The sequence below is a fragment of the Streptomyces sp. XM83C genome, from assembly GCF_023072675.1.
In the GTDB taxonomy this organism is placed as follows: Bacteria; Actinomycetota; Actinomycetes; order Streptomycetales; family Streptomycetaceae; genus Streptomyces; species Streptomyces thermocoprophilus.
Genome location: NZ_JALLGL010000029.1, coordinates 1 through 21,421, shown reverse-complemented (window position 1 = coordinate 21,421; position 21,421 = coordinate 1). Strand labels below are relative to the sequence as shown.

Genomic DNA, 21,421 nt, shown 5'->3' with positions numbered 1-21,421 from the left:
CCGGACCGCGCCGCCCGCGCAGGGCTGGGCGGCCGGCGGGCACCGCATGTGAAAGGCACCGCAGTTGAAAGCCTCTGACACCGTCCCCGGACCACGGGCCGAGGACCAGCTGCCCCACTCCACCCAGGCGGCCGCGAAGATCGTCATCGTGGGCGGCTTCGGCGTCGGCAAGACGACCATGGTCGGCTCGGTCAGCGAGATCAAACCGCTGACCACCGAGGAGACCATGACCCAGGCAGGCATCGGCGTCGACGACAATTTCGGCTCCGCGTCCAAGACCGCCACCACCGTGGCCATGGACTTCGGCCGGATCCGCATCTCGGACGAGGTGGTGCTGTACCTCTTCGGCACCCCCGGCCAGGAACGCTTCTGGTTCCTGTGGAACGGCCTGTTCGAGGGGGCGCTCGGCGCCGTCGTCCTCGTCGACACCCGCCGCCTGGAGGTCAGCTTCGAGGTCATGGGCCGGCTGGAGGAGCGCGGTGTGCCCTTCGTGGTCGCCGTCAACACCTTCCCCGACGCGCCCCGCTACGCCATCGAGGATCTCCGTCAGGCCCTCGACCTGACCCCCGAGATCCCGATCATCGAGTGCGACGCCCGCCGCCGCGCCTCCAGCCGTGACGTACTGATGACCCTCATGCGGTTCCTTCAGGCGCTGATGGCCGCCAACGGCACCCTCACCTGACCCCCTGACACCACCTCAGTTCCCGGAGCGACCCCCGTGACTCCTGAACACCCCGGCACGACCACGCACGATCCCGCCCGGGTCCCGCCCCCCGGCTGCCCCGCGCACGACCGGGGCCCGGGCGGGCTGGTCCGGCTGTACGGCCCCGGCGCCGAGAACCTCGGCGACCTGTACGAGGACCTGCGCGAGGAGCACGGCGCCGTGGCCCCCGTCCTGCTCCACGACGACGTACCGATGTGGATCGTCCTCGGTCACGCCGAGAACCTGCACATGGTGACCTCGCCCGCCGAGTACTGCCGGGACAGCCGCATCTGGACCCCGCTCAAGGAGGGCAGGGTCAGCCCCGACAACCCGCTGATGCCGCACATCACCTGGGAGCCCATCTGCTCCCACACCGAGGGCGAGGAGCACCAGCGGCTGCGCGGCGCGGTCATGGCCGCCATGTCCACCATCAACCACCGCGCCCTGCGCCGGTACATCAACCGCTACACCCAGCGGCTCGTCAACCGGTTCTGCGAGAAGGGCCACGCCGACCTGGTCAGCCAGTTCGCCGACCACCTCCCGATGGCCGTCATGTGCGAGATCCTCGGCCTGCCGGAGGAGTACAACGAGCGCATGGTGCACGCTGCCCGCGACATGCTCAAGGGCACCGAGACGGCCATCGCCAGCCACGCCTACGTGATGGAGAAGCTGAGCGAGCTGACGGCACGGCGACGCCAGGAACAAGAGGAGGACTTCGCCAGCGAACTGATCAGCCATCCGGCCGGCCTCACCGACGACGAGGTCACCAAGCATCTGTGGCTGGTGCTGATGGCGGCCTACGAGGCCACCGCCAACCTGCTGGCCAACGCGCTGCGCATGGTCCTCACCGACGACCGGTTCTACGCCCGTCTCAACGGCGGCCAGATGACGGTCATGGAGGCGGTCGAGCAGTCCCTGTGGGACGAGCCGCCGTTCAGCGCCGTCTTCGCCTACTACGCCAAACAGGACACCGAGCTGGGCGGCAAACGCATCCGCAAGGGCGACGGGCTGCTGTTCGCGCCCGTGGCCGGCAACATCGACCCACGGGTACGGCCCGACCTGAGCGCCAACATGAAAGGCAACCGCTCCCACCTTGCCTTCGGCGGCGGCCCGCACGAGTGCCCCGGGCAGGACATCGGCCGCGCCATCGCCGAGGTCGGCGTCGACGCGCTGCTGATGCGGCTGCCCGACGTCCAGCTCGACTGCGACGAGGAGGAACTGCGCTACCGCGAGTCGATCTCGTCACGGCATCTGATCGAGCTGCCGGTTCGGTTCGACCCCAAACCGCAGCAGGACGTCATGGCGGCCCCCAGCCACGGCTCGGTCGCGCCGCCCCAGCCCCAGTGGAAGGTCGCAGACATCCTCGCGGAGCCGCTGCCGGACCCGGACCCCGTACCGGAGCCGCAGCCGCCGCGGCAGGAGATTCCGCCCCCCGCCCCCCCGGCGGAACCGGAACCGCAGCGCCCGCTCGGCGCGTGGCAGCGGTTCCTGCGCTGGTGGCGCGGCTACTGACGGCCCTACGAGCGTCCCGGCGTCCGGCGTGCTCGGAGTGGGACGGTGTCGCGCTCGGTGCACGGCGGTGCCGGGCACCCGGCATGCTCGCTGTGCCCGTCGTGCCCGTCGTGCCCGGTGGGCGCGCGTGTCAGGCGCCCGGCCTGTCAGACGCACGACGGTGTCAGGTGCCCGCCCAGTCCGCGTACGACTCCCATGCCGCGAGCGTGCGCGTACTGCGGAAACGGTGCTCCGCCCCCGTCACCGGATCGGTGAACTCCAGTTCCGCCGCGATTAGTTGCAGCGGGCGCCGGAAGTCACCGGGCGGGGCGGGGGCGGCGACGTTCGGGTAGAGCGGATCGCCCAGCAGGGGCACGCCCAGGGCGTTCATGTGCACGCGCAGTTGATGCGTCTGACCGGTGGCCGGCAGCAGCCGGTACCGGGCCAGGCCGTCGGCGCGATGCTCGGCCGGCTCGATCCGGGTGACCGCGTTGGGCTCCCCGGGGACCTCACGCGCGGTCAGCTCGCCGCGCTCCTTCACGATGCGGCTGCGCACGGTCACCGGCAGGTCAAGCGCCGGATCGTACGGCGCGACCGCCTCGTACGCCTTGCGCACCCGTCGGTCGCGGAACAGGGTCTGGTAGGCGCCGCGTTCCTCCGGCCGGACCGTGAACAGCACCAGCCCCGCGGTGAGGCGGTCCAGCCGGTGCGCGGCGGTCAGCGTCGGCAGCCCCAGCTCCCGGCGCAGCCGCGCCAGCGCGGTCTCGGTGACATGGCTGCCGCGCGGGGTCGTGGCGAGGAAGTGCGGCTTGTCGGCGACGAGGATGTGCTCGTCCCGGTACACCACGCCGACCTCGAACGGCACCGGCACCTCCGGTGCGAGCTCCCGGTGGAACCACACGTACAGGCCCGGCACATAGGGCGCGTCCGGCGCCACGGGTTGCCCGTCCGCACCGACGATCAGCCCCTCGGCGAACATGGCCTCGACGACACCCGGCCCGGCCCCGCTGAGCCGCTCCACGAGATGCTCCCGCACCGTCGCCCAACCGCCCGCGGCGGGCAGCCGCACCCGCACCGGATCGACACCGTGCCGCTGGGGGAGCGGCGAGGGCGGAGCGGGCGTACGGCGTCTCATCGCGGTCCAGGGTACGGCGTCGAGGAAACCCCCTGCGCGCCACGTCGTCCGCGAGCCCCGCGGACCGGGACCGGCGCACGCAAGCGGCGGCATCCCGCGGGATGCCGCCGCTTCCGCGCGCCGGTCAGGCCGCCGCTGTGGCCGTGCCCTCCTGTTCGGCCTCCACGCGGGCGTTCCACTCGCGCTTGGAGGCCTGCCACCGGTCCTCGGTGTGGCCGAGGCGCCAGTAGCCGGAGACCGACAGGTCCTCGCGGGGCATCTCGCGCTCCACGCGCAGCAGGCGGCGCAGCTCCTTGACGAAATGCGCCTCGCCGTGCACGAACGCGTGCACCCGGCCCGCCGGGAACTCAAGGGCCCGTACGGCCTCCACGAGAAGCTCGCCGACCTGCCGGTCGCCGCGGTGCAGCCAGACGATGTCCACGTCGGAGTCGATCTTCTGCTCCTCCTCGGGCCCCGCCACCTCGACGAACGCGCGGGCGACGGCCCCCTCGGGCAGTGCCTCCAGCGCGGCGGCGATCGCGGGCAGCGCGCTCTCGTCACCGGCGAGCAGATGCCAGTCGGCCTCCGGGTCGGGGGCGTAGGCGCCGCCGGGGCCCAGGAAGCGGATCGTGTCGCCCGGCCGGGCGTGCGCCGCCCACGGGCCCGCCAGACCCTCGTCGCCGTGCAGCACGAAGTCCAGCGTGAGCTGGCGGTGCTCCGGGTCCCACGCGCGCACGGTGTACGTGCGGGTGACCGGCCACTGCTCGCGCGGCAGCTCGGCGCGGACACGCTCCAGGTCGAACGGCTCCGGGTAGGTGACGCCCGCGGGCGGGAACAGCAGCTTGACGTAGTGGTCGGTGCAGGTGCCCGCGGTGAACGCGGACAGTCCCTCCCCGCCGAGGACCACGCGCTGCATGTGCGGGGTCAGCCGCTCCGTGCGCACGACCCGCGCCGAGTGGGTCCTGCGCGGTGCGCGTGCCGGACGTTCTGCCATGACGGCCTCCCATGCCCTCTAAACTTAGGCTTACCTAAGTTAGCAGGCTCGTCGCGGTAGACGCCCACAAGCCCCGCGGTCCCATACGAGATTTCCCGAACCTTTGCCTCACAGCCGACTTCCCACGGCACGGCGGACCACTCGCCCCGGCGCTGCCCGCCTCCTGCCTAACCGCCCAGCGTGACCAGCAGCCGCTCCAGCGACCCGCCCAGGTTCCAGCGCGCCGCCAGCTCCCGCAGCGCCTCCGGATCACGCGGAGCGCGCGGCAGCGCCGTGTCCACCTCGGGCAGCGGGACGTCGTCGGCGACCTTGACCACCTTCGGCGCCACCGCGACGTACGGCCGCGCCTCCCGCAGCCGCGTCCGCTGCGACGGCGTCAGCTTCGCCCTCGGGTCGTCCACGGCCGCCATGATCCCCGCAAGATCACCGAACTGGGCCAGCAGCTTCGCCGCCGTCTTCTCCCCGATGCCGGGCACCCCCGGCAGCCCGTCGCTCGGGTCGCCCCGCAGCAGCGCCAGATCCGCGTACCCCCGGCCGTCCACGCCGTACTTCTCGCGCAGCACCGCCTCGTCCGTCGTCTGAAGCGTCCCCACACCCTTGATCGGGTACAGCACCCGCACCCCGCGCGCGTCGTCCACCAGCTGGAACAGATCGCGGTCGCCGGTGACGATGTCCACCGGGCCCTTCGCCCGCGCGGTGAACGTGCCGATCACATCGTCCGCCTCGTACCCCGCCACACCCACCCGGGCGATGCCCAGCGCGTCCAGCACCGCCTCGATCACCGGCACCTGCGGCGACAGAGTGTCCGGCACCGCCTCCTCGTCCGGGCCCTGAGCATGCTCCTCCGCCACCCGGTGCGCCTTGTACGAGGGGATCAGCTCCACCCGCCACGCCGGCCGCCAGTCGGCGTCCATGCATGCCACCAGATGCGCCGGCCGGTGGTCCTTCACCAGGCGGTCGATGAAGTCCAGCAGTCCGCGCACGGCGTTCACGGGCGTGCCGTCCGGGGCCTTCACGGACTCCGGGACGCCGAAGTAGGCACGGAAGTAGAGCGAGGCGGCATCGAGGAGCATCAGTCGTCCGGTCACGTCCGCATCATGCCGCACACCACCGACAGCGCACCGCCATCGCGCAACGCGTTGCGCACAGCGCACCACCGTGACCTGCCCCACTTGTGCGTTTGCCCCGGGAGCGGACGGGCAGGCGCGCGGCCGGAGCGACGCCGGTGGCACCTGTCAACCGTCAGGGACGAAAACCGGCCTCGCTCCTGCCGTTGTTGTAGAGACCAAGAGGTAACAGTGTCATCGAGGCTGGAGGCCGACCACCTGTACAAGGTGTTCGGCAGACGACCACAGGAGGCAGTCGCACGGCTGCGCGACGGAGCCGACCGCGCGGAACTGCGCGCGGACGGCGCCACCGCCGCCGTCATCGACGCCTCCTTCACTGTCGACCCGGGCGAGATCTTCGTCGTCATGGGCCTGTCCGGGTCCGGCAAGTCCACCCTGCTGCGCATGCTGAACGGGCTGCTGGAGCCGACGGCCGGCCAGGTCCGTTTCGACGGCCAGGACCTGACCGCGCTGTCCGCGCGAGAACTGCGCCAGGTCCGCTCGAAGAAGATCAGCATGGTCTTCCAGCACTTCGCGCTCTTCCCGCACCGCAGCGTCCGGGACAACGCCGCCTACGGCCTGGAAGTGCAGGGCGTGCCCCGCGCCGAGCGCGAACGCCGCGCCGACGAGGCGCTCGCTCTGTGCGGCCTGGCCGGGTGGGAGAAGTCCTGGCCCGACGAGCTGTCCGGCGGCATGCAGCAGCGCGTGGGTCTCGCCCGCGCGCTCGCCACCGACGCGGATCTGCTGCTGATGGACGAGTCCTTCAGCGCGCTGGACCCGCTGATCCGCCGTGACATGCAGGACCAGCTGCTGGAACTGCAGAAGACGCTGAAGAAGACCATCGTGTTCATCACCCACGACCTCAACGAGGCCATGCGGCTCGGCGACCGCATCGCGGTCATGCGCGACGGCCGTATCGTGCAGACCGGCACCGCCGAGGACATCCTCGTACGGCCCGCCGACGACTACGTCGCCTCCTTCACGCAGGACGTGGACCGCTCCCGGGTGCTGACCGCCGCCTCCGTCATGGACCGCGACGTCCGCGGCGACGAGGCCGACTGCGACTGCGAGACCGCCGCCCCGGACACGCCGTTCACCGAGCTGTGCGCGATCAGCGCCCGCGTCCCGCACGCCGTCGCCGTCCTCGACGAGGACCGGGAACTCGTCGGTGTCGTCCCACGGCAGCGGCTCGTCGGCTTCCTCGGCGACGAACAGGGCACCCCCGGCACCTGCGACAACCGCCGGGACAAGGGCGGGGAGAAGGTGGCCGTCCATGCCTAGGATCCCCCTCGGCGACTGGGTCAACGACTCCGTCGACTGGCTGCTCGGCCATGTCTCGTGGCTCTTCGACTTCCTCAAGACCGTCTTCACCGGCACCTACGACGCCATCGACGCCGTCCTCCAGGCGCCCGAGCCGCTGCTGCTCGCCGGCATCTTCGCCGTCCTCGCGTTCTGGCTGCGCGGCACCCTCGCCGGGCTGCTCACCTTCGCGGGCTTCGCCTTCATCGACTCCCTCGACCTGTGGGACGACGCGATGGTGACCCTCGCGCTGGTTCTCGTCGCCACCGTGATCGCCCTGGTGGTCTCGGTGCCCGTCGGCATCTGGGCGGCCCGCTCCGACCGGGTCAGCGCCGTGGTGCGGCCCGTGCTGGACTTCATGCAGACGCTGCCCGCGATGATCTACCTCATCCCGGCGATCCTGTTCTTCGGCACCGGCGCCTCCGCCGGCATCGTCGCCACCCTGATCTTCGCGCTCGCCCCCGGTGTGCGCATGACCGAGCTGGGCATCCGCCAGGTCGACAAGGAGCTGGTGGAGGCCGCCGAGGCGTTCGGCACCCGCCCCCGCGACACGCTGCTGCGGGTCCAGCTGCCGCTCGCCCTGCCCACCGTGATGGCCGGCGTCAACCAGGTCATCATGCTCGGCCTGTCCATGGCCGCGATCGCCGGCATGGTCGGCACCGGAGGCCTCGGCGGCGACGTCAACGAGGCCATCGGCCAGCTCGACGTCGGCCTCGGCTCCGAGGCCGGTGTCGCCATCGTCATCCTGGCGATCTACCTGGACCGCATGACCAGCGCCCTCGGCACCCAGGTGTCCCCGCTGGGCCGCCGCGCCGCCGCACGCGCGCGTGCCGCCGCCGGCGGGCTGAGGATCTGGTCGTGGCGGCCCCGCCCGCAGATCGCCGTGATCGGCGTGGTGGTCCTCGCCCTCGTCGCGGGCGGCATGGGCGTCTTCGGCGGCGGCGACACCTCCCCGGCCGCCTCCGACGGCAAGAACGTCGGCCGGGGCAAGAAGATCACCATCGGCTACATACCGTGGGACGAGGGCGTCGCCTCCACCTTCCTGTGGAAGGAGATCCTCGAACAGCGCGGCTACCGCGTGGAGGCCAAGCAGTTCGAGGCCGGACCCCTCTACACCTCCCTCGCCTCCGGCGACGTCGACTTCCAGACCGACGCCTGGCTGCCCACCACCCACGAGCAGTACTGGAAGAAGTACGGCGACCGGCTCGACGACCTGGGCAGCTGGTACGGCCCCACCTCCTTGGAGCTGGCCGTCCCGGCGTACATGAAGGACATCGACAGCCTCGCCGACCTCAAGGGCAGGGGCGGCCTGTTCGGCGGGAAGATCACCGGCATCGAGGCCAGCGCCGGCGAGACCGCGCTGCTGAAGAGCACCGTCCTGAAGGCGTACGGCCTGGACGGCGAGTACAAGGTCGCCGACAGCTCCACCCCGGCCATGCTGGCCGAGCTGAAGCGGGCCTACAGCAAGAAGGAACCCATCGTGGTCCCGCTGTGGTCCCCGCACTGGGCGTACAACGACTACGACCTGAAGAAGCTGAAGGACCCCAAGGGCGCCTGGGGCAAGGGCGACGGGGTGCACACCCTCGCCCGCAAGGGCTTCGCCGCCGACGCCCCCGTCCTCGCGGGCTGGCTGAAGGACTTCCGGCTGGACGAGAAGCAGCTCACCAGCCTCGAAGCCGAGATCAACAAGGCGGGCAAGGGCCGGCAGCAGGACGCCGTGCGCACCTGGCTGAAGGGGCAGCCCGGCCTCGTCGACAAGCTCGCCCCCGTCCAGGACACACAGGCCGCCGCCGAGACGAAGCGGCCCGTGAACGTGGCCTGGTTCCCCTGGGACGAGGACGTGGCCGTCACCCGCCTGTGGAAGCACGTCCTGGAGCGGCGCGGCTACCGGCTGAACCTCAAGCAGATGGACGTCGGCCCCGTCTACACCGGCCTCGCCTCCGGTGACCTCGACGTCAACTTCGACGCCTGGCTGCCGTACGCGCAGGCCAACTACTGGGAGAAGACCAAGGACCGGCTGGCCGACCTCGGCACCTGGTACCAGCCGACCTCCCTGGAGATCGCCGTCCCGTCCTACGTCAAGGACGTGAAGTCCCTCGCCGACCTCAAGGGCAAGGCCGGCCTGTTCGGCGGCCGGATCATCGGCATCGAGCCCGGCACCGGCGAGATGAACCTGCTCAAGACGAAGGTCCTCCCCGGCTACGGCCTGGACGGCGAGTACAAGGTCGTCGACGGCTCGACCCCGGCCATGCTGGCCGAGCTGAAGCGGGCCTACGCCAAGAAGGAACCCGTCGCGGTCGTCCTGTGGTCACCGCACTGGGCGTACAGCAAGTACGACCTGACGAAGCTCACCGACGACAAGAAGCTCTTCGGCGAGGGCAACACCATCCGCACCATCGCCAACGAGAAGTTCCCCGAGCGCTACCCGCAGCTCACCCGGTGGATCAAGAACTTCCGGATGAGCGAGGACGAGCTGGGCAGCCTGGAGGCCGAGATCCAGCGCCGCGGCCAGGGCCACGAGGACGAGGCCGTCACCGCGTGGCTGGAGCAGCATCCCGACGTACCCGGCCGGATGACCGCGGGATAGCCCGCCGGGCCGCTCACCCCGACGGGTGACCCGCCGCGCGCCGCACACCCCCGAGGAGTGGGCCGGCCACGCCCCCTGACCGCGTGGCCGGCCCACCCCTCGGGCCGTTCCGGCGGCCCCTTCGGACCGTGGGCAGAGCCGCGCTGAAGTCCCGCTGAAGCGCCGCGCCGCCGGGCGCCGGCACACGGCAAGGATCCGGCCAACCACGCAAAGCGATGCCCTCGCCGGACCCCGCACCGGCCGGGGCCCGTGAGGCGCGGGAACACGGGCGATGCGGAACGCATTGAACCCAACGGGGAAACCGCCGACCCTGAGGAGGACGATGCCCGCGGCGAACCGCTGGCGCGAACTGTGAGGTAGTGGCGCCCGGCACGTGTCCTCGATGTGACGGGCGCATGAAACGGTTTGCCGAACGTGCGTAGGGTGCAGAGAACTCATCAGAAGAGGTGCATCACGCAACCGGTGCGCGAGCATCCATCGAACAGCCGCTGAGGCAGCGACCGGACGACGAGCGAAGGAGGGAGCCGGAGCGATGGGCGACCACAAAGAACAGCCTCTGCGCGTAGGCGCGGCCGTCCGGCGACGGCGCCGCGCCCTTCAGCTCACCCTCGCCGCGGTCGCCGAGCGCAGCGGCCTGTCCGTGCCCTTCCTCAGCCAGGTGGAGAACGACCGGGCCCGGCCCAGCCCCAGCTCCCTGGAGAAGGTGGCCGACGCGCTGCGCACCACCGCGGTCGAACTCCTCGCCGCCGCCGACCCGGCGTGCAGCGTCGACGTGGTCCGCGCCGAACCCGGCGAGCCCGGACCCGAACCGCGCGTACGGTCCCTGGTGCGCGGCCACCACCAGATGCACGCTCAGGAGTTCACCGGCGACCACGACGCGGGCCGCGAGTTCCAGTTCCGCAACGACCAGCTGATGTACGTCGCCGACGGTGCCGTCGAGATCGAGGCCGAGGGCCGTGCCTACCGCCTGGGCCGCGGCGACAGCCTCTACCTCACCGGTGGGGTGCGGCACCGCTGGCGGGCCACCGTCTCCGACACCCGGCTGATCGTCGTCGCCGTCGCCGAACACATCGAGGCGGTACGGGACCGGCCCCGCCCGTGAGGATCGTCTCCCTGGTGCCGTCGCTCACCGAGGCGGTCGCCGCCTCGGCGCCCGGCGTCCTCGTCGGCGCCACCGACTGGTGCAGCCACCCCGCCGGCCTCGACGTCACCCGTGTCGGCGGCACCAAGAACCCCCACCTGGAGCGCATCGTCGGCCTCGCCCCCGACCTCGTCCTCGCCAACGAGGAGGAGAACCGCGCCCCCGACCTCGCCGAGCTGCGCCGCGCCGGCCTGGAGGTGCTGGTCACCGAGGTCCGCACGGTGCCGCAGGCCTTCCGCGAACTCGACCGGGTCGTCACGGCGTGCGGGGCGCGCTCCCGGCCCCGCTGGCTGGAGGAGGCGGAGGGCGCCTGGCAGGCCCTGCCGGAACCCGGGGGCCGTATCAGCGCCGTCGTGCCGATCTGGCGCCGGCCCTGGATGGTGCTCGGCAGGGACACCTTCGCCGGTGACGTCCTCGCCCGCCTCGGCGTCCACCACCTGCACAGCGGGCACCCCGACCGCTACCCGCGCATCCCCCTCGACGAGCTGCTCGACGCCGGCCCCGATCTGGTCGTCCTGCCCGACGAGCCGTACCGCTTCACCCCCGACGACGGCCCCGAGGCGTTCCCCGGCCTGCCCTGCGCCCTCGTCAGCGGACGGCACCTGACCTGGTACGGGCCGTCCCTGACCGAGGCGCCGAGAGTGCTGGGGGAGGCGCTGCGAGCAGCGCACCGCTGACCAGTCCGCGCAGCGTGCCGGCCGCCGCTGCGGCCCATCCCGCCAGCAGCAGCCCGTACAGCAGCACCGCGAGCCCGCCGAACACCACCAGCCCCGTGTGCCGGGACAGGGTCTCCGCGCCGGTGACGCAGGTGCCGACGGGGAACGTGAACGCCCACCACGTCATCGTGAACCGCATGCCCTCCCGCCTGGCCCGCACCACATGCGCGGTCGCCAGACACAGCCACAGCAGCGCGAACCCCGTCACCGGCACCCCGTACAGCACCGCGAGCGCGGAGAACCCCTCCGCCGTGGCGCCCGGGACCGCTCCGGGAGCCGCGTCCGCGACGTTGCCGACGGCGGTCGTGGACTGCCCGAGCGGGCCGAGCACCAGGAACAGCGTCGGCGTCAGCGCGAGCGGCAGCGGACCGCCCGTCACCAGCCGGGCGAACACCAGCGGCAGCATCAGCAGCACCGCCAGCAGACTCACCCCGAACAGCGCCATGCACGCCAGCAGCAGCGTCTCGCGCGGCTGCCCCGCCGGGACATGCGGCACCAGCAGCGGGCCGACCGCCGCCGACACCATCGGCGCGACCAGCGGCAGCAGCCACACCGGCGACGCCTGCCCGACGGCCGGCCGCCGGTCGGCCTGAGGGCGCACCGCCATCAGATACGGCACCGCCACCGCGGCCGTCAGTGCCAGCACCGTCCCCACGGCGAACAGCACCGCGCCGAGGGGGACGGCCGCGCCGGCACCGATCCAGTCCCGGCCGACGGCGAGCGTCGCCCCGCCCACCGCCAGCGGCGCCATCGCCGTACAGCCGTGGAACGGTGCCACCGCCGGGTCAAGCAGCTGCGCGCGGGCCCGGTCGCCGTGGTGACGCCAGTGCAGCGCGCGGGCCGCGACCAGCACCGTCAGCATCAGCAGCGACAGCGCCCACACGGCCGCGCACACCGTCCGCAGCCCCGGCGTCCCGCCGGGGAGCCCGGCGCCCGCGGTGGCGACGACGGCGGTGCCCATGACGGTGGCGTACCAGTTGGGGCCCAGATGACGGACTGCGGTGACCATGCCCCCACCGTCGCCGAGCGCCGTACCTCCCCGCCAGGGAGTACGTTCCTATGAGGGCATAAACTGGCTTTATGAGCAGGGGCGGCAACGGCAGAACGGCGGGTCGGACGCCCGGCGACGACGATCCGCCGGCCGTGCCGCTGGCCCACCGCGTGCCCGACCTCGGCGCGCTCGAACTGCTCCTCGCCGTCGCCCGGCTCGGCAGCCTCGGCGCCGCCGCCCGCGCCGTCGGCATCACCCAGCCCGCCGCGAGCAGCCGTATCCGCTCCATGGAACGCCAGCTGGGCGTCGCCCTCGTCGACCGCTCCCCGCGCGGCTCCCGCCTCACCGACGCCGGCGCCCTGGTCACCGACTGGGCCCGGCGCATCGTCGAGGCGGCCGAGGCGTTCGACGCCGGGGCGCAGGCGCTGCGCGACCGGCGCGACTCACGGCTGAGGGTCGCCGCCAGCATGACCATCGCCGAGTATCTGCTGCCGGGCTGGCTGCTCGCGCTGCGCGCCCAGCGTCCCGACACCGCCGTGTCCCTGCTCGCCGGGAACTCCGCCGCCGTCGCCGAGCGGCTGCTGGCCGGCGAGGCGGACCTCGGGTTCGTGGAGGGGCTGACCGTGCCCGCCGGGCTGGACTCCGCGGTCATCGCCCAGGACCGGCTCATCGTCGTCGCCGCCCCCGGACACGCCTGGGCGCGGCGCCGCGGGCCGGTACCGGCCGCCGAGCTGGCGGCCACGCCGCTGATCCTGCGGGAGAAGGGCTCCGGGACCCGGCAGGTGCTGGACGCCGCCCTCGGCGCGATCGGGGCGGGCCCTGCCCGGCCGCTGATCGAGCTGTCCTCGACGACCGCCGTGAAAGCCGCCGCCGAGAGCGGGGCCGGGCCGGCGGTGCTGAGCGAACTGGCGGTGGGGGAGGAGCTGGGCATGCGCCGCCTGGTCGGCGTCCCCGTCGACGGCGTGACCCTGCACAGGGCGCTGCGGGCGGTCTGGCCCACGGGCCGGAGACCGGCGGGCCCGGCGAGGGACCTGCTGTCACTGACCCGGTCGGGGGCACGGCAGCCCACGCCGGGGGCCGGCGGGGGTCGCTGAGGGGTGCCGGCGCGGGCGCGGCGCGCCGTACCCGGCGGTTGTTCGCCGTCACGGGGAGCGGTGCCGTCGGCGGGAGACCACATCTCCGGCCCGCCCTCGTACGAGGAAAGGCGCGTCCCCGTACGAGAGAAGGCGCGTCCCCGTACGAGGGAAAGCCCGTCCCCGTACGACGCAAAGCCCGCCCCCACGCGGCGGACGGGGGTGTGACGGCGGACCGGGCCCCGAGTCCCCGGCCTCAGCCCCGCGCCGCCTCCACCAGCGCCCGCATCACCCGGTCGTCCTCGCCCATCTCCGGATGCCACTGCACCGCCAGCGTCCACGCCCGCGCGTCCGGCACCTCCACGGCCTCCACCGTCCCGTCCTCCGCGTGTGCCGACGCGATCACGCCCGCGCCGAGCCTCTCCACGCACTGGTGGTGGTAGGTCGGGACCGGCGTCTCCTTCGGCACCAGCGCCGCGTACATCGTCCCCGGCACCGGCTTGACCGGGTGGCTGCCGAAGACGCCGGGCGTGCCCACATGGCCGTCGATGTGCTGGGTCAGCGTGCCGCCGAGGGCGACGTTCAGCACCTGCATGCCCCGGCACACCCCCAGCAGCGGCACCCCCGCCTCGAGTGCCGCCTCGGCCAGCGCCAGCTCCCACGCGTCCCGCTCCGGCACCGGTGTCCCCGTGCGGGGGTGCCGCTCGGCGCCGTAGCGGGCCGGGTCCACGTCGCCGCCGCCCGCCAGCACCAGGCCGTCCAGGCGGGCCACCGTCGCCGCGGCGTGCCCGGGCTCGTCCGGCGGCAGCATCGCGGCCAGGCCGCCCGCCCGCTGCACCAGCCTCGGATACTGCGCGGGCAGCAGCGCCGCCGGCATCTCCCACGCCCCCCAGCGGGCCTCCGGTTCGAGGTACGTGGTCACACCGATCAGCGGCCGGGACGCGCTCCGCCCGGGCTGTTCCTCGTACGTCATCCGCTTCTCGCCCTCTCCGGCCGGTCGGCCTGCCAATGGAGTCGATGTGTACCTTTACGAGCCCTCACGGGACCTGACGGCCGGGCGCCCCGCCCGTCAGGACAGGAAGCCCCGCAGCAGCGCCGCCGTCCCCGCGCAGTGCTCCCGCATGATCTCCCGCGCCGCGTCCGCGTCCCCGTCCAGCACCGCCTCCACGAGCGCCGTGTGCTGGCGCTGCGAGTGCTCCAGGTTGCGCACCAGCAGCGGGATGCAGTCCAGCAGGTCGTTCACCGTCGCCCGGACCGCCGCGTACTGCGCGGTCAGCGACGGCGAACCGCTCAGCTCCGCCAGCGTCAGATGCAGCAGCGAGTCCTGCCGTCGGTAGTCCGCGAGCGGCGCCTCCCGCGTGCCGTCCAGCGCCCGGCGCAGCCGCTCCGCCCCCTCCCCGGTCAGCCCGTGGGCCGCGCACAGGCCGGCCGCGCCCGTCTCCAGCACCTCCCGGAACCGCAGCACGTCCTCCAGATCGACCTCCGCGGTCCGCCGGCGCAGCTCCGCCGCGTCGGGCGCATCCGGGCGGGGCCGTACGAACGTACCGCCGTAACGGCCCCGCCGGGACTCCACCAGCCCCTGCTCCTGGAGCACCTTCAGCACCTCCCGCAGCGTCACCCGGCTCACCCCCAGTCGCTCCGCCAGCTCCCGCTCCGCCGGCAGCCGCCCGCCCGCCGGCACCAGGCCGAGGCGCACCACCTGGAGGATCTGCTCCAGCGCCTCCTCGAAGCCGTTGCCCGCCCGCACCGGCCGCAGCACGGGCGCGAGACGGTCCGCCGCGCCGCGCCCCGAACCCTCCGGCATACCGTCGCGCCCCCTTCCCAACCAAAGGTCTCCGGCAATACCTTAAGTCTGCCGGTCCGGCCGAAGAAGCGCGCCGACGCCCCCAAGGAGGCCCTCCCGTGGCAGACCGCACCGCCCCCCTCGGCGTCGAGGAGCTGCACGCCCTCGTCGCCGCCGGAGACATCGACACCGTCGTCCTGGCCTTCCCCGACATGCAGGGCCGCCTCCAGGGCAAGCGGTTCGCCGCCCGCTTCTTCCTCGACGAGGTCCTCCACCACGGCACCGAGGGCTGCAACTACCTCCTCGCCGTCGACGCCGACATGAACACCGTCGACGGCTACGCCATGTCCTCCTGGGACAAGGGCTACGGCGACTTCGCCATGCACCCCGACCTGACCACCCTGCGCCGCGTCCCCTGGAACCCCGGCACCGCCCTGGTCATCGCCGACCTCGCCTGGGAGGACGGCTCACCCGTCACCGCCGCGCCCCGCCAGATCCTGCGCCGCCAGCTCCACCGGCTCGCCGAACGCGGACTGACCGCGCAGGCCGGAACCGAGCTGGAGTTCATCGTCTTCCGCGACACCTACGAGCAGGCATGGGACGCCGGATACCGCGGGCTCACCCCCGTCAACCAGTACAACGTCGACTACTCCGTTCTCGGCACCGGCCGCATCGAACCCCTGCTGCGCCGCATCCGCAACGAGATGGCCGGCGCCGGACTCACCGTCGAGTCCGCCAAGGGCGAATGCAACCCCGGCCAGCACGAGATCGCCTTCCGCTACGACGAGGCCCTCGTCACCTGCGACCAGCACGCGATCTACAAGACCGGCGCCAAGGAGATCGCCGCCCAGGAGGGCCACTCGCTCACCTTCATGGCCAAGTACAACGAACGCGAGGGCAACTCCTGCCACATCCACCTCTCCCTCGCCCGCCCCGACGGCACCAACGCGATGCCCGGCCCCGACGGCGGCATGTCCCCCCTCATGCGGCACTTCCTCGCCGGGCAGCTCGCCGCCCTGCGCGAGTTCACCCTGCTGTACGCCCCGAACATCAACTCCTACAAGCGGTTCCGGCCCGGCTCCTTCGCCCCGACCGCCGTCGCGTGGGGCCACGACAACCGCACCTGCGCCCTGCGCGTCGTCGGCCACGGCCGCTCCCTGCGCTTCGAGAACCGCGTCCCCGGCGGCGACGTCAACCCGCACCTCGCCGTCGCCGCCATGGTCGCCGCCGGACTGTACGGCGTCGAACAGGAGCTGGAGCTGCCCGAGCCCTGCCACGGCAACGCCTACGCCGCCGACCACGCGCACGTCCCCGGCACCCTGCGGGAGGCCGCCGAACTGTGGGAGAACAGCACCCTCGCCAAGGCCGCCTTCGGGGACGACGTCGTCGCCCACTACGGCAACATGGCCCGCGTCGAACTCGACGCGTTCGACGCCGCCGTCACCGACTGGGAGCTGCGCCGCTCCTTCGAACGCATGTGAGGCCCCCTCGCCCGACCGTCCGCACGCGAACGCATGTGAGGCCCCCCTTGCCCGACCAGCCCGAACAGGTCCCCCAGTCCGAACTGCGGGTGCTGAACCCCGCCACCGAGGACGTCGTCGCCACCGTCCCCGCCGCGACCCCCGCCGACGTGGACGCCGCCGTCGCCCGCGCCGCCCGCGCCCAGACCCGCTGGGCCGCGCTGCCGCCCGGCGACCGGGCGCGGCTGCTGCGCCGGTTCGCCACCACCGTCGACAGCCACCTGGAGGAACTGGCCCGGCTGGAGGTCCGCGAGGCCGGGCACACCATCGGCAACGCCCGCTGGGAGGCCGGCAACGTCCGCGACCTGCTCGACTACGCCGCCGGGGGAGTGGAACGCCTGACCGGCCGCCAGATCCCCGTACCCGGCGGCCTCGACGTGACGATCCTCGAACCGCTCGGCGTGGTCGGCGTCATCGCCCCGTGGAACTTCCCCATGCCGATCGCCGCCTGGGGCACCGCGCCCGCACTCGCCGCCGGCAACGCGGTGATCCTGAAACCCGCCGAGACCACCCCGCTCACCGCGCTGCGCCTCGCCGAACTCGCCCTCGCCGCTGGCCTGCCCGAAGGCCTCTTCCAGGTGCTGCCCGGTCACGGCCCCGTCGCCGGGAACGCCCTCGTGGAACACCCCGGCGTCGCCAAGATCGTCTTCACGGGGTCGACCGCCGTCGGCAAGCAGGTCCTCGCCAAGAGCGCCGACCGCGTCAAACGCGTCACCCTCGAACTCGGCGGCAAGAGCCCCAACATCGTCTTCGCCGACGCCGACCTGGAGGCCGCCGCGGCAAGCGCCCCCATGTCGTTCCTCGACAACGCCGGGCAGGACTGCTGCGCCCGCACCCGCATCCTCGTCCAGTCCTCGGCGTACGACCGTTTCCTCGCCCTGCTCGCCCCCGCGATCGAGGCCGTCACCGTCGGCGACCCCGCCGACGAGTCCACGCAGATGGGCCCGCTCATCTCCCGCCTCCAGCTCGACCGGGTCCGCTCCTACGTCGACCCCGGCGCGCCCGGCATCCGCGGCAAGGCCCCCGAAGGCCCCGGCTTCTGGTTCCCGCCGACCGTCCTCACCGACGTCGACCCGCACGCGCGCGTGGCCGTCGAGGAGGTCTTCGGACCCGTCGCCGTCGTCCTGCCCTTCGACGACGAGGCCGAGGCGGTCCGCCTCGCCAACGCCACCGACCACGGCCTGTCCGGCTCGGTGTGGACCCGCGACGTCGGCCGCGCCCTGCGCGTCGCCCAGGCGGTGCGCGCCGGGAACCTGTCCGTCAACTCCCACTCCAGCGTCCGCTACTGGACCCCGTTCGGCGGCTTCAAACAGTCCGGCCTCGGCCGGGAACTCGGCCCCGACGCCCTGACCGCCTTCACCGAGACCAAGAACGTCTTCATCAGCACGGAGGGCCCCGCACAGTGACCGTTCACAACGAGCAGAGCGTGTGCCGCCGCCTCGTCGGCCGGACCGCCGTCGTCACCGGAGCCGGCAGCGGCATCGGCCTCGCCAGCGCACGGCGGCTCGCCTCCGAGGGCGCCCACGTCGTCTGCGGCGACATCGACGAGGCCCGCGGCAAGGCCGCCGCCGAGGAGACCGGCGGACTGTTCGTCAGGGTCGACGTCACCGACCCCGAGCAGGTCGAAGCGCTGTTCGCGACGGCGTACGACACCTACGGCAGCGTCGACGTCGCGTTCAACAACGCCGGTATCTCCCCGCCCGACGACGACTCCATCCTGGAGACCGGCCTCGAGGCCTGGAAGCGCGTCCAGGAGGTCAACCTCACCTCCGTCTACCTGTGCTGCAAGGCCGCGCTGCCCTACATGCGCCGCCGGCGCCGCGGCTCCATCATCAACACCGCCTCCTTCGTGGCCCGTATGGGTGCCGCCACCAGCCAGATCTCCTACACCGCGTCCAAGGGCGGCGTCCTCGCCCTGTCCCGCGAACTCGGCGTGCAGTTCGCCCGCGAGGGCATCCGCGTCAACGCGCTGTGCCCGGGCCCGGTCAACACCCCGCTGCTGCGGGAGCTGTTCGCCAAGGACCCGGAGCGGGCCGCCCGCCGCCTCGTCCACATCCCGCTCGGCCGGTTCGCCGAGGCCGAGGAGATCGCCGCCGCCGTCGCCTTCCTCGCCAGCGACGACTCCTCCTTCGTCAACGCCACCGACTTCCTCGTCGACGGCGGCATCACGGGGGCGTACGTCACACCGCTGTAGGACCGGCACCGGGTACGTCCTAGAGTTGCCGGGATGAGCATGACGCCCCCGCCCGGCTGGTACAGCGACCCGCAGGCCCCGCACCAGGAGCGCTGGTGGGACGGCACTGCCTGGACCGAGCACCGGCGCACCCCCGAGGCGCCGGCGCCGTCCGCACCCACACCGGCCCCGGGGCCGTACGCACCGCAGGCATCGCCACCGGCCCCGGGACCGTACACCCCGCCGACGCCGCCCACCCCGTACGGCCCGTACACGCCCGCACGGCCCGCGCCCGCCGCCGGTGCCTCCGGCCGGGCCAAGGTCGTCGCACTCACCGTCGCCGCCGCCGTGCTGGTCGCCGCGATCGTCACCGGCGGGTTCGTCCTCGGCGGCGACGGCGACGACGGCGACGACGGCGGGGCCACCGGCGGCACCCGGGCCGCCACCGCCCCCGCGACCACGCCGGGTCCGCCCTCCACCTCACCCACCGGCGCGGCCCCCCGCACCACCGAGCCCTCGGCCGACGACCCGGCCGTCGTCGTCGACCAGCTCAACGGCATCACCCTGCCGCTGCCCGACGGCTGGATCCGCCCGCAGCAGGCCGCCGACCCCGACCTCCGCATGAGCACCGACGGCATCTACGACTGCCCCGGCGACCCCGGCCTGTGCCGCCACGGGCAGGTCTTCTCCCGCACCGCCACCGCGACCGACGTCACCTCGCCCAGGGCGCTGGCCGAGCAGGACATCGCGGCCCTGGCCGACGAGGCGTACGACGAGAACAGGCTCGGCAACCGCCCCTTCGGCGGCCTCGTCTCCCACCAGGTCGTCGGCTCCGGCCAGATCGCCGTCGCCGGCCGGGCCGGCTGGTACGTGCGCTGGCGGGTGACGACCAAGAAGGGCCCCGGCGGCTACGTCCAGTCGCTGGCGTTCCCCTCCAGCTTCGGCACCGGCGCACCGGTCCTCGTCCGGTTCGTCTTCGACGCCGGCCCCGACGGGCCGCCGCTCGCCCTCATGGACACCATCACCCGCGGCATACGCCCCGTCGGCGACGCCGCCACCTCGGGCGGCGTCGGCAGCAGCATCGGCCCGAGCAGCTGACGGCCGCTCACAGGAACGTGCGACCCTCGCCCCGGTACGTCGGCACGGTGTCCGTCACCGCGTCCCCCGCCACCAGGTGCAGCTCGTCGAACCGCTCGCACAGCTCACCGGCCTTCGCATGCCGGAACCACACCTTGTCGCCGATCAGCAGATCGTCCGCCGCCGACCCCAGCAGCGGCGTCTGCACCTCGCCGGGCCCCTCCTGGGGGTCGTACCGCAGACCCTCCGGCAGATACGGCACCGGCAGCCGGTCACGCCCGGCCGCACCCGACGCCGGATAGCCGCCGCCCAGCACCGTCACCACCCCGACCCCGGGCCGCCGTACGACGGGCTGGGCGAACAGCGCCGCCGGACGGCCCCTGAACGACGTGTAGTTGTCGAACAGCCGCGGCACATACAGCCCCGACCCCGCGGCGATCTCCGTCACCGCGTCCTCCGCCGCCGTGTACTGCACACTGCCGGTGCCGCCGCCGTTGACGAACTCCAGCTCCGGTACGACCGCCCGCACCGCCCGCACCACCGCCGCGCGCCGCTCGGCCAGCTCACGCCGGGCCGCGGCCTGCATCAGCCGCACCGCCCGCGACCGCAGCGGGCGCCCCGCGATCGCGTCCCCGACACCGGCGATGTGCCCCTCGTACGCCATGATCCCCACCACCCGGAACCCGGGCCGCCGCGCCACCGCCCGCGCCAGCTCGGCCACCTCGGCGGGAGAGTGCAGCGGGGAACGCCGGGCACCGACCCGCACCCGGCCGCCCAGCAGCCTCAGCGAGGTGTCCAACTCCAGGCACACCCGCACCACTTCGCGGCCGTCGCCGCGCGCCGCGTCGATCAGGTCCAGCTGCGCCACGTCGTCCACCATCACCGTGACGGCCCCGGCCAGCTTGGGATCGGCGGCCAGCTCCGCGAAACCGGCGCGATCGGCGGACGGGTAGGCGAGCAGAACGTCGTCGAAGCCGGACCGGGCGAGCCACAGCGACTCCGCGAGCGTGAACGACATGATCCCGCGGAACCCGTCCCTCGCCAGGACCCGTTCCAGCAGCGCCCGGCAGCGCACGGACTTGCTCGCCACCCTGATCGGCTTGCCTCCCGCCCGCCGGACGAGATCGTCGGCGTTCGCGTCGAAGGCGTCCAGGTCCACGATCGCGACAGGGGCGTCCAGATGGGCGGTGGCCCGGTCGTACCGGGCCCGGTCGGCGGCACGCACAGTCATGGACGAAGCCTGCCACGCCGGATTACCGCAGGGTAGGGGGACGTTCCGGGCAGATGCCCCCGGGCTGCGGACTGCGTTCCCGTTCTGTCGGCGGCAACCCGTAGAGTGACGCGCACGCACGGAGATTCACCGCTCCGGCACGGCCGGGCCGTGTCCGCGCCGGGATGCCGTACCGCAGGCGCGGGTATGCCTTCTCGGGTACGCGCCGGGCGGCACCGTGCACGAGAACGACGGCCCGGGGACCAGGAAACGGGGGGTGCATGAGCACGGAAGCGCGCCGCGTCGATCAGGTCCAGCTGCGCCACGTCGTCCACCATCACCGTGACGGCCCCGGCCAGCTTGGGATCGGCGGCGGAGGACGCGGTGACGGAGATCGCCGCGGGGTCGGGGCTGTATGTGCCGCGGCTGTTCGACAACTACAC

General features: G+C 73.1%; 18 protein-coding genes. 11 read left to right on the top strand and 7 right to left on the bottom strand.

Annotation, left to right across the window (positions count from 1 at the left end; all coding sequences use genetic code 11):
• The first annotated feature begins 64 nt into the window (after positions 1–64).
• A complete protein-coding gene (locus MTQ10_RS05985; RefSeq protein WP_247462990.1) occupies positions 65–682 on the top strand; it encodes a GTP-binding protein in 618 nt (205 codons plus the stop codon).
• A gap of 36 nt (positions 683–718) precedes the next feature.
• Complete coding sequence (locus tag MTQ10_RS05980; RefSeq protein WP_247462988.1) at positions 719–2,215, top strand: cytochrome P450; 1,497 nt, start codon at positions 719–721, stop codon at positions 2,213–2,215.
• A 163-nt stretch (positions 2,216–2,378) separates the two neighbouring features.
• Here MTQ10_RS05980 and MTQ10_RS05975 read toward each other — a convergent pair whose 3' ends face one another.
• From MTQ10_RS05975 to MTQ10_RS05965, 3 genes are all read right to left on the bottom strand, one after another.
• Positions 2,379–3,329, bottom strand: coding sequence for an RluA family pseudouridine synthase (locus MTQ10_RS05975; RefSeq protein WP_247462986.1), 951 nt, complete (start codon positions 3,327–3,329; stop codon positions 2,379–2,381).
• Between the two features lie 124 nt (positions 3,330–3,453).
• On the bottom strand, positions 3,454–4,302 hold the full coding sequence (locus MTQ10_RS05970; protein ID WP_247462984.1) for a siderophore-interacting protein: 849 nt from the start codon (positions 4,300–4,302) through the stop codon (positions 3,454–3,456).
• A gap of 167 nt (positions 4,303–4,469) precedes the next feature.
• Positions 4,470–5,375 carry a 5'-3' exonuclease gene (locus MTQ10_RS05965; protein WP_247463023.1) on the bottom strand — a complete coding sequence of 302 codons (906 nt, stop codon included), beginning with the start codon at positions 5,373–5,375 and terminating at the stop codon, positions 4,470–4,472.
• A 225-nt stretch (positions 5,376–5,600) separates the two neighbouring features.
• Between MTQ10_RS05965 and MTQ10_RS05960 the strand changes: the two genes are divergently transcribed.
• The 4 genes from MTQ10_RS05960 to MTQ10_RS05945 all read left to right on the top strand — a co-directional run bounded on the left by MTQ10_RS05960 (position 5,601) and on the right by MTQ10_RS05945 (position 11,112).
• A complete protein-coding gene (locus tag MTQ10_RS05960; protein ID WP_247462983.1) occupies positions 5,601–6,689 on the top strand; it encodes a quaternary amine ABC transporter ATP-binding protein in 1,089 nt (362 codons plus the stop codon).
• Entirely contained in the window at positions 6,682–9,294 is a 2,613-nt protein-coding gene (locus MTQ10_RS05955; RefSeq protein ID WP_247462981.1) for an ABC transporter permease/substrate binding protein, read from the top strand. Before MTQ10_RS05960 ends, MTQ10_RS05955 begins: the two co-directional genes overlap by 8 nt.
• Positions 9,295–9,826: 532 nt before the next feature.
• Positions 9,827–10,396 (top strand): helix-turn-helix domain-containing protein, encoded by a 570-nt coding sequence (locus MTQ10_RS05950; RefSeq protein ID WP_247462978.1) that lies wholly within the window; start codon positions 9,827–9,829, stop codon positions 10,394–10,396.
• Positions 10,393–11,112, top strand: a complete 720-nt coding sequence (locus MTQ10_RS05945; RefSeq protein ID WP_247462977.1) for a helical backbone metal receptor — start codon at positions 10,393–10,395, stop codon at positions 11,110–11,112. The genes MTQ10_RS05950 and MTQ10_RS05945 overlap by 4 nt, the downstream gene beginning before the upstream one ends.
• On the opposite strand, the gene MTQ10_RS05940 is transcribed toward MTQ10_RS05945, so the two are convergent.
• Positions 11,024–12,160, bottom strand: coding sequence for a TDT family transporter (locus MTQ10_RS05940; protein WP_247462975.1), 1,137 nt, complete (start codon positions 12,158–12,160; stop codon positions 11,024–11,026). The genes MTQ10_RS05945 and MTQ10_RS05940 overlap by 89 nt on opposite strands.
• A gap of 71 nt (positions 12,161–12,231) precedes the next feature.
• Here MTQ10_RS05940 and MTQ10_RS05935 point away from each other — a divergent pair, with 71 nt between their 5' ends.
• The gene (locus MTQ10_RS05935) at positions 12,232–13,236 is read left to right on the top strand and encodes a LysR family transcriptional regulator (RefSeq protein WP_247462973.1); all 1,005 of its coding nucleotides are present in this window, start codon (positions 12,232–12,234) and stop codon (positions 13,234–13,236) included.
• A 235-nt stretch (positions 13,237–13,471) separates the two neighbouring features.
• Here the strand turns inward: MTQ10_RS05935 and MTQ10_RS05930 are convergent, their stop codons facing one another.
• Together MTQ10_RS05930 and MTQ10_RS05925 are read right to left on the bottom strand one after the other, a co-directional pair.
• Positions 13,472–14,188 carry a gamma-glutamyl-gamma-aminobutyrate hydrolase family protein gene (locus MTQ10_RS05930; protein ID WP_247463021.1) on the bottom strand — a complete coding sequence of 239 codons (717 nt, stop codon included), beginning with the start codon at positions 14,186–14,188 and terminating at the stop codon, positions 13,472–13,474.
• A 96-nt stretch (positions 14,189–14,284) separates the two neighbouring features.
• A complete protein-coding gene (locus tag MTQ10_RS05925; RefSeq protein WP_247462971.1) occupies positions 14,285–15,019 on the bottom strand; it encodes a FadR/GntR family transcriptional regulator in 735 nt (244 codons plus the stop codon).
• Between the two features lie 98 nt (positions 15,020–15,117).
• Between MTQ10_RS05925 and MTQ10_RS05920 the strand changes: the two genes are divergently transcribed.
• Genes MTQ10_RS05920 through MTQ10_RS05905 form a run of 4 tightly spaced genes read left to right on the top strand, consistent with a single transcriptional unit; the run spans position 15,118 to position 19,789 of the window.
• Positions 15,118–16,479, top strand: coding sequence for a glutamine synthetase family protein (locus tag MTQ10_RS05920; protein ID WP_247462968.1), 1,362 nt, complete (start codon positions 15,118–15,120; stop codon positions 16,477–16,479).
• A gap of 47 nt (positions 16,480–16,526) precedes the next feature.
• Positions 16,527–17,924, top strand: coding sequence for an aldehyde dehydrogenase family protein (locus MTQ10_RS05915; protein ID WP_247462966.1), 1,398 nt, complete (start codon positions 16,527–16,529; stop codon positions 17,922–17,924).
• On the top strand, positions 17,921–18,712 hold the full coding sequence (locus MTQ10_RS05910; protein ID WP_247462964.1) for a 3-oxoacyl-ACP reductase: 792 nt from the start codon (positions 17,921–17,923) through the stop codon (positions 18,710–18,712). The genes MTQ10_RS05915 and MTQ10_RS05910 overlap by 4 nt, the downstream gene beginning before the upstream one ends.
• Positions 18,713–18,751: 39 nt before the next feature.
• Positions 18,752–19,789, top strand: coding sequence for a DUF2510 domain-containing protein (locus MTQ10_RS05905; protein WP_247463019.1), 1,038 nt, complete (start codon positions 18,752–18,754; stop codon positions 19,787–19,789).
• Between the two features lie 7 nt (positions 19,790–19,796).
• Here MTQ10_RS05905 and MTQ10_RS05900 read toward each other — a convergent pair whose 3' ends face one another.
• Positions 19,797–20,999 (bottom strand): amino acid deaminase/aldolase, encoded by a 1,203-nt coding sequence (locus MTQ10_RS05900; protein WP_247462962.1) that lies wholly within the window; start codon positions 20,997–20,999, stop codon positions 19,797–19,799.
• Positions 21,000–21,421: the final 422 nt, after the last annotated feature.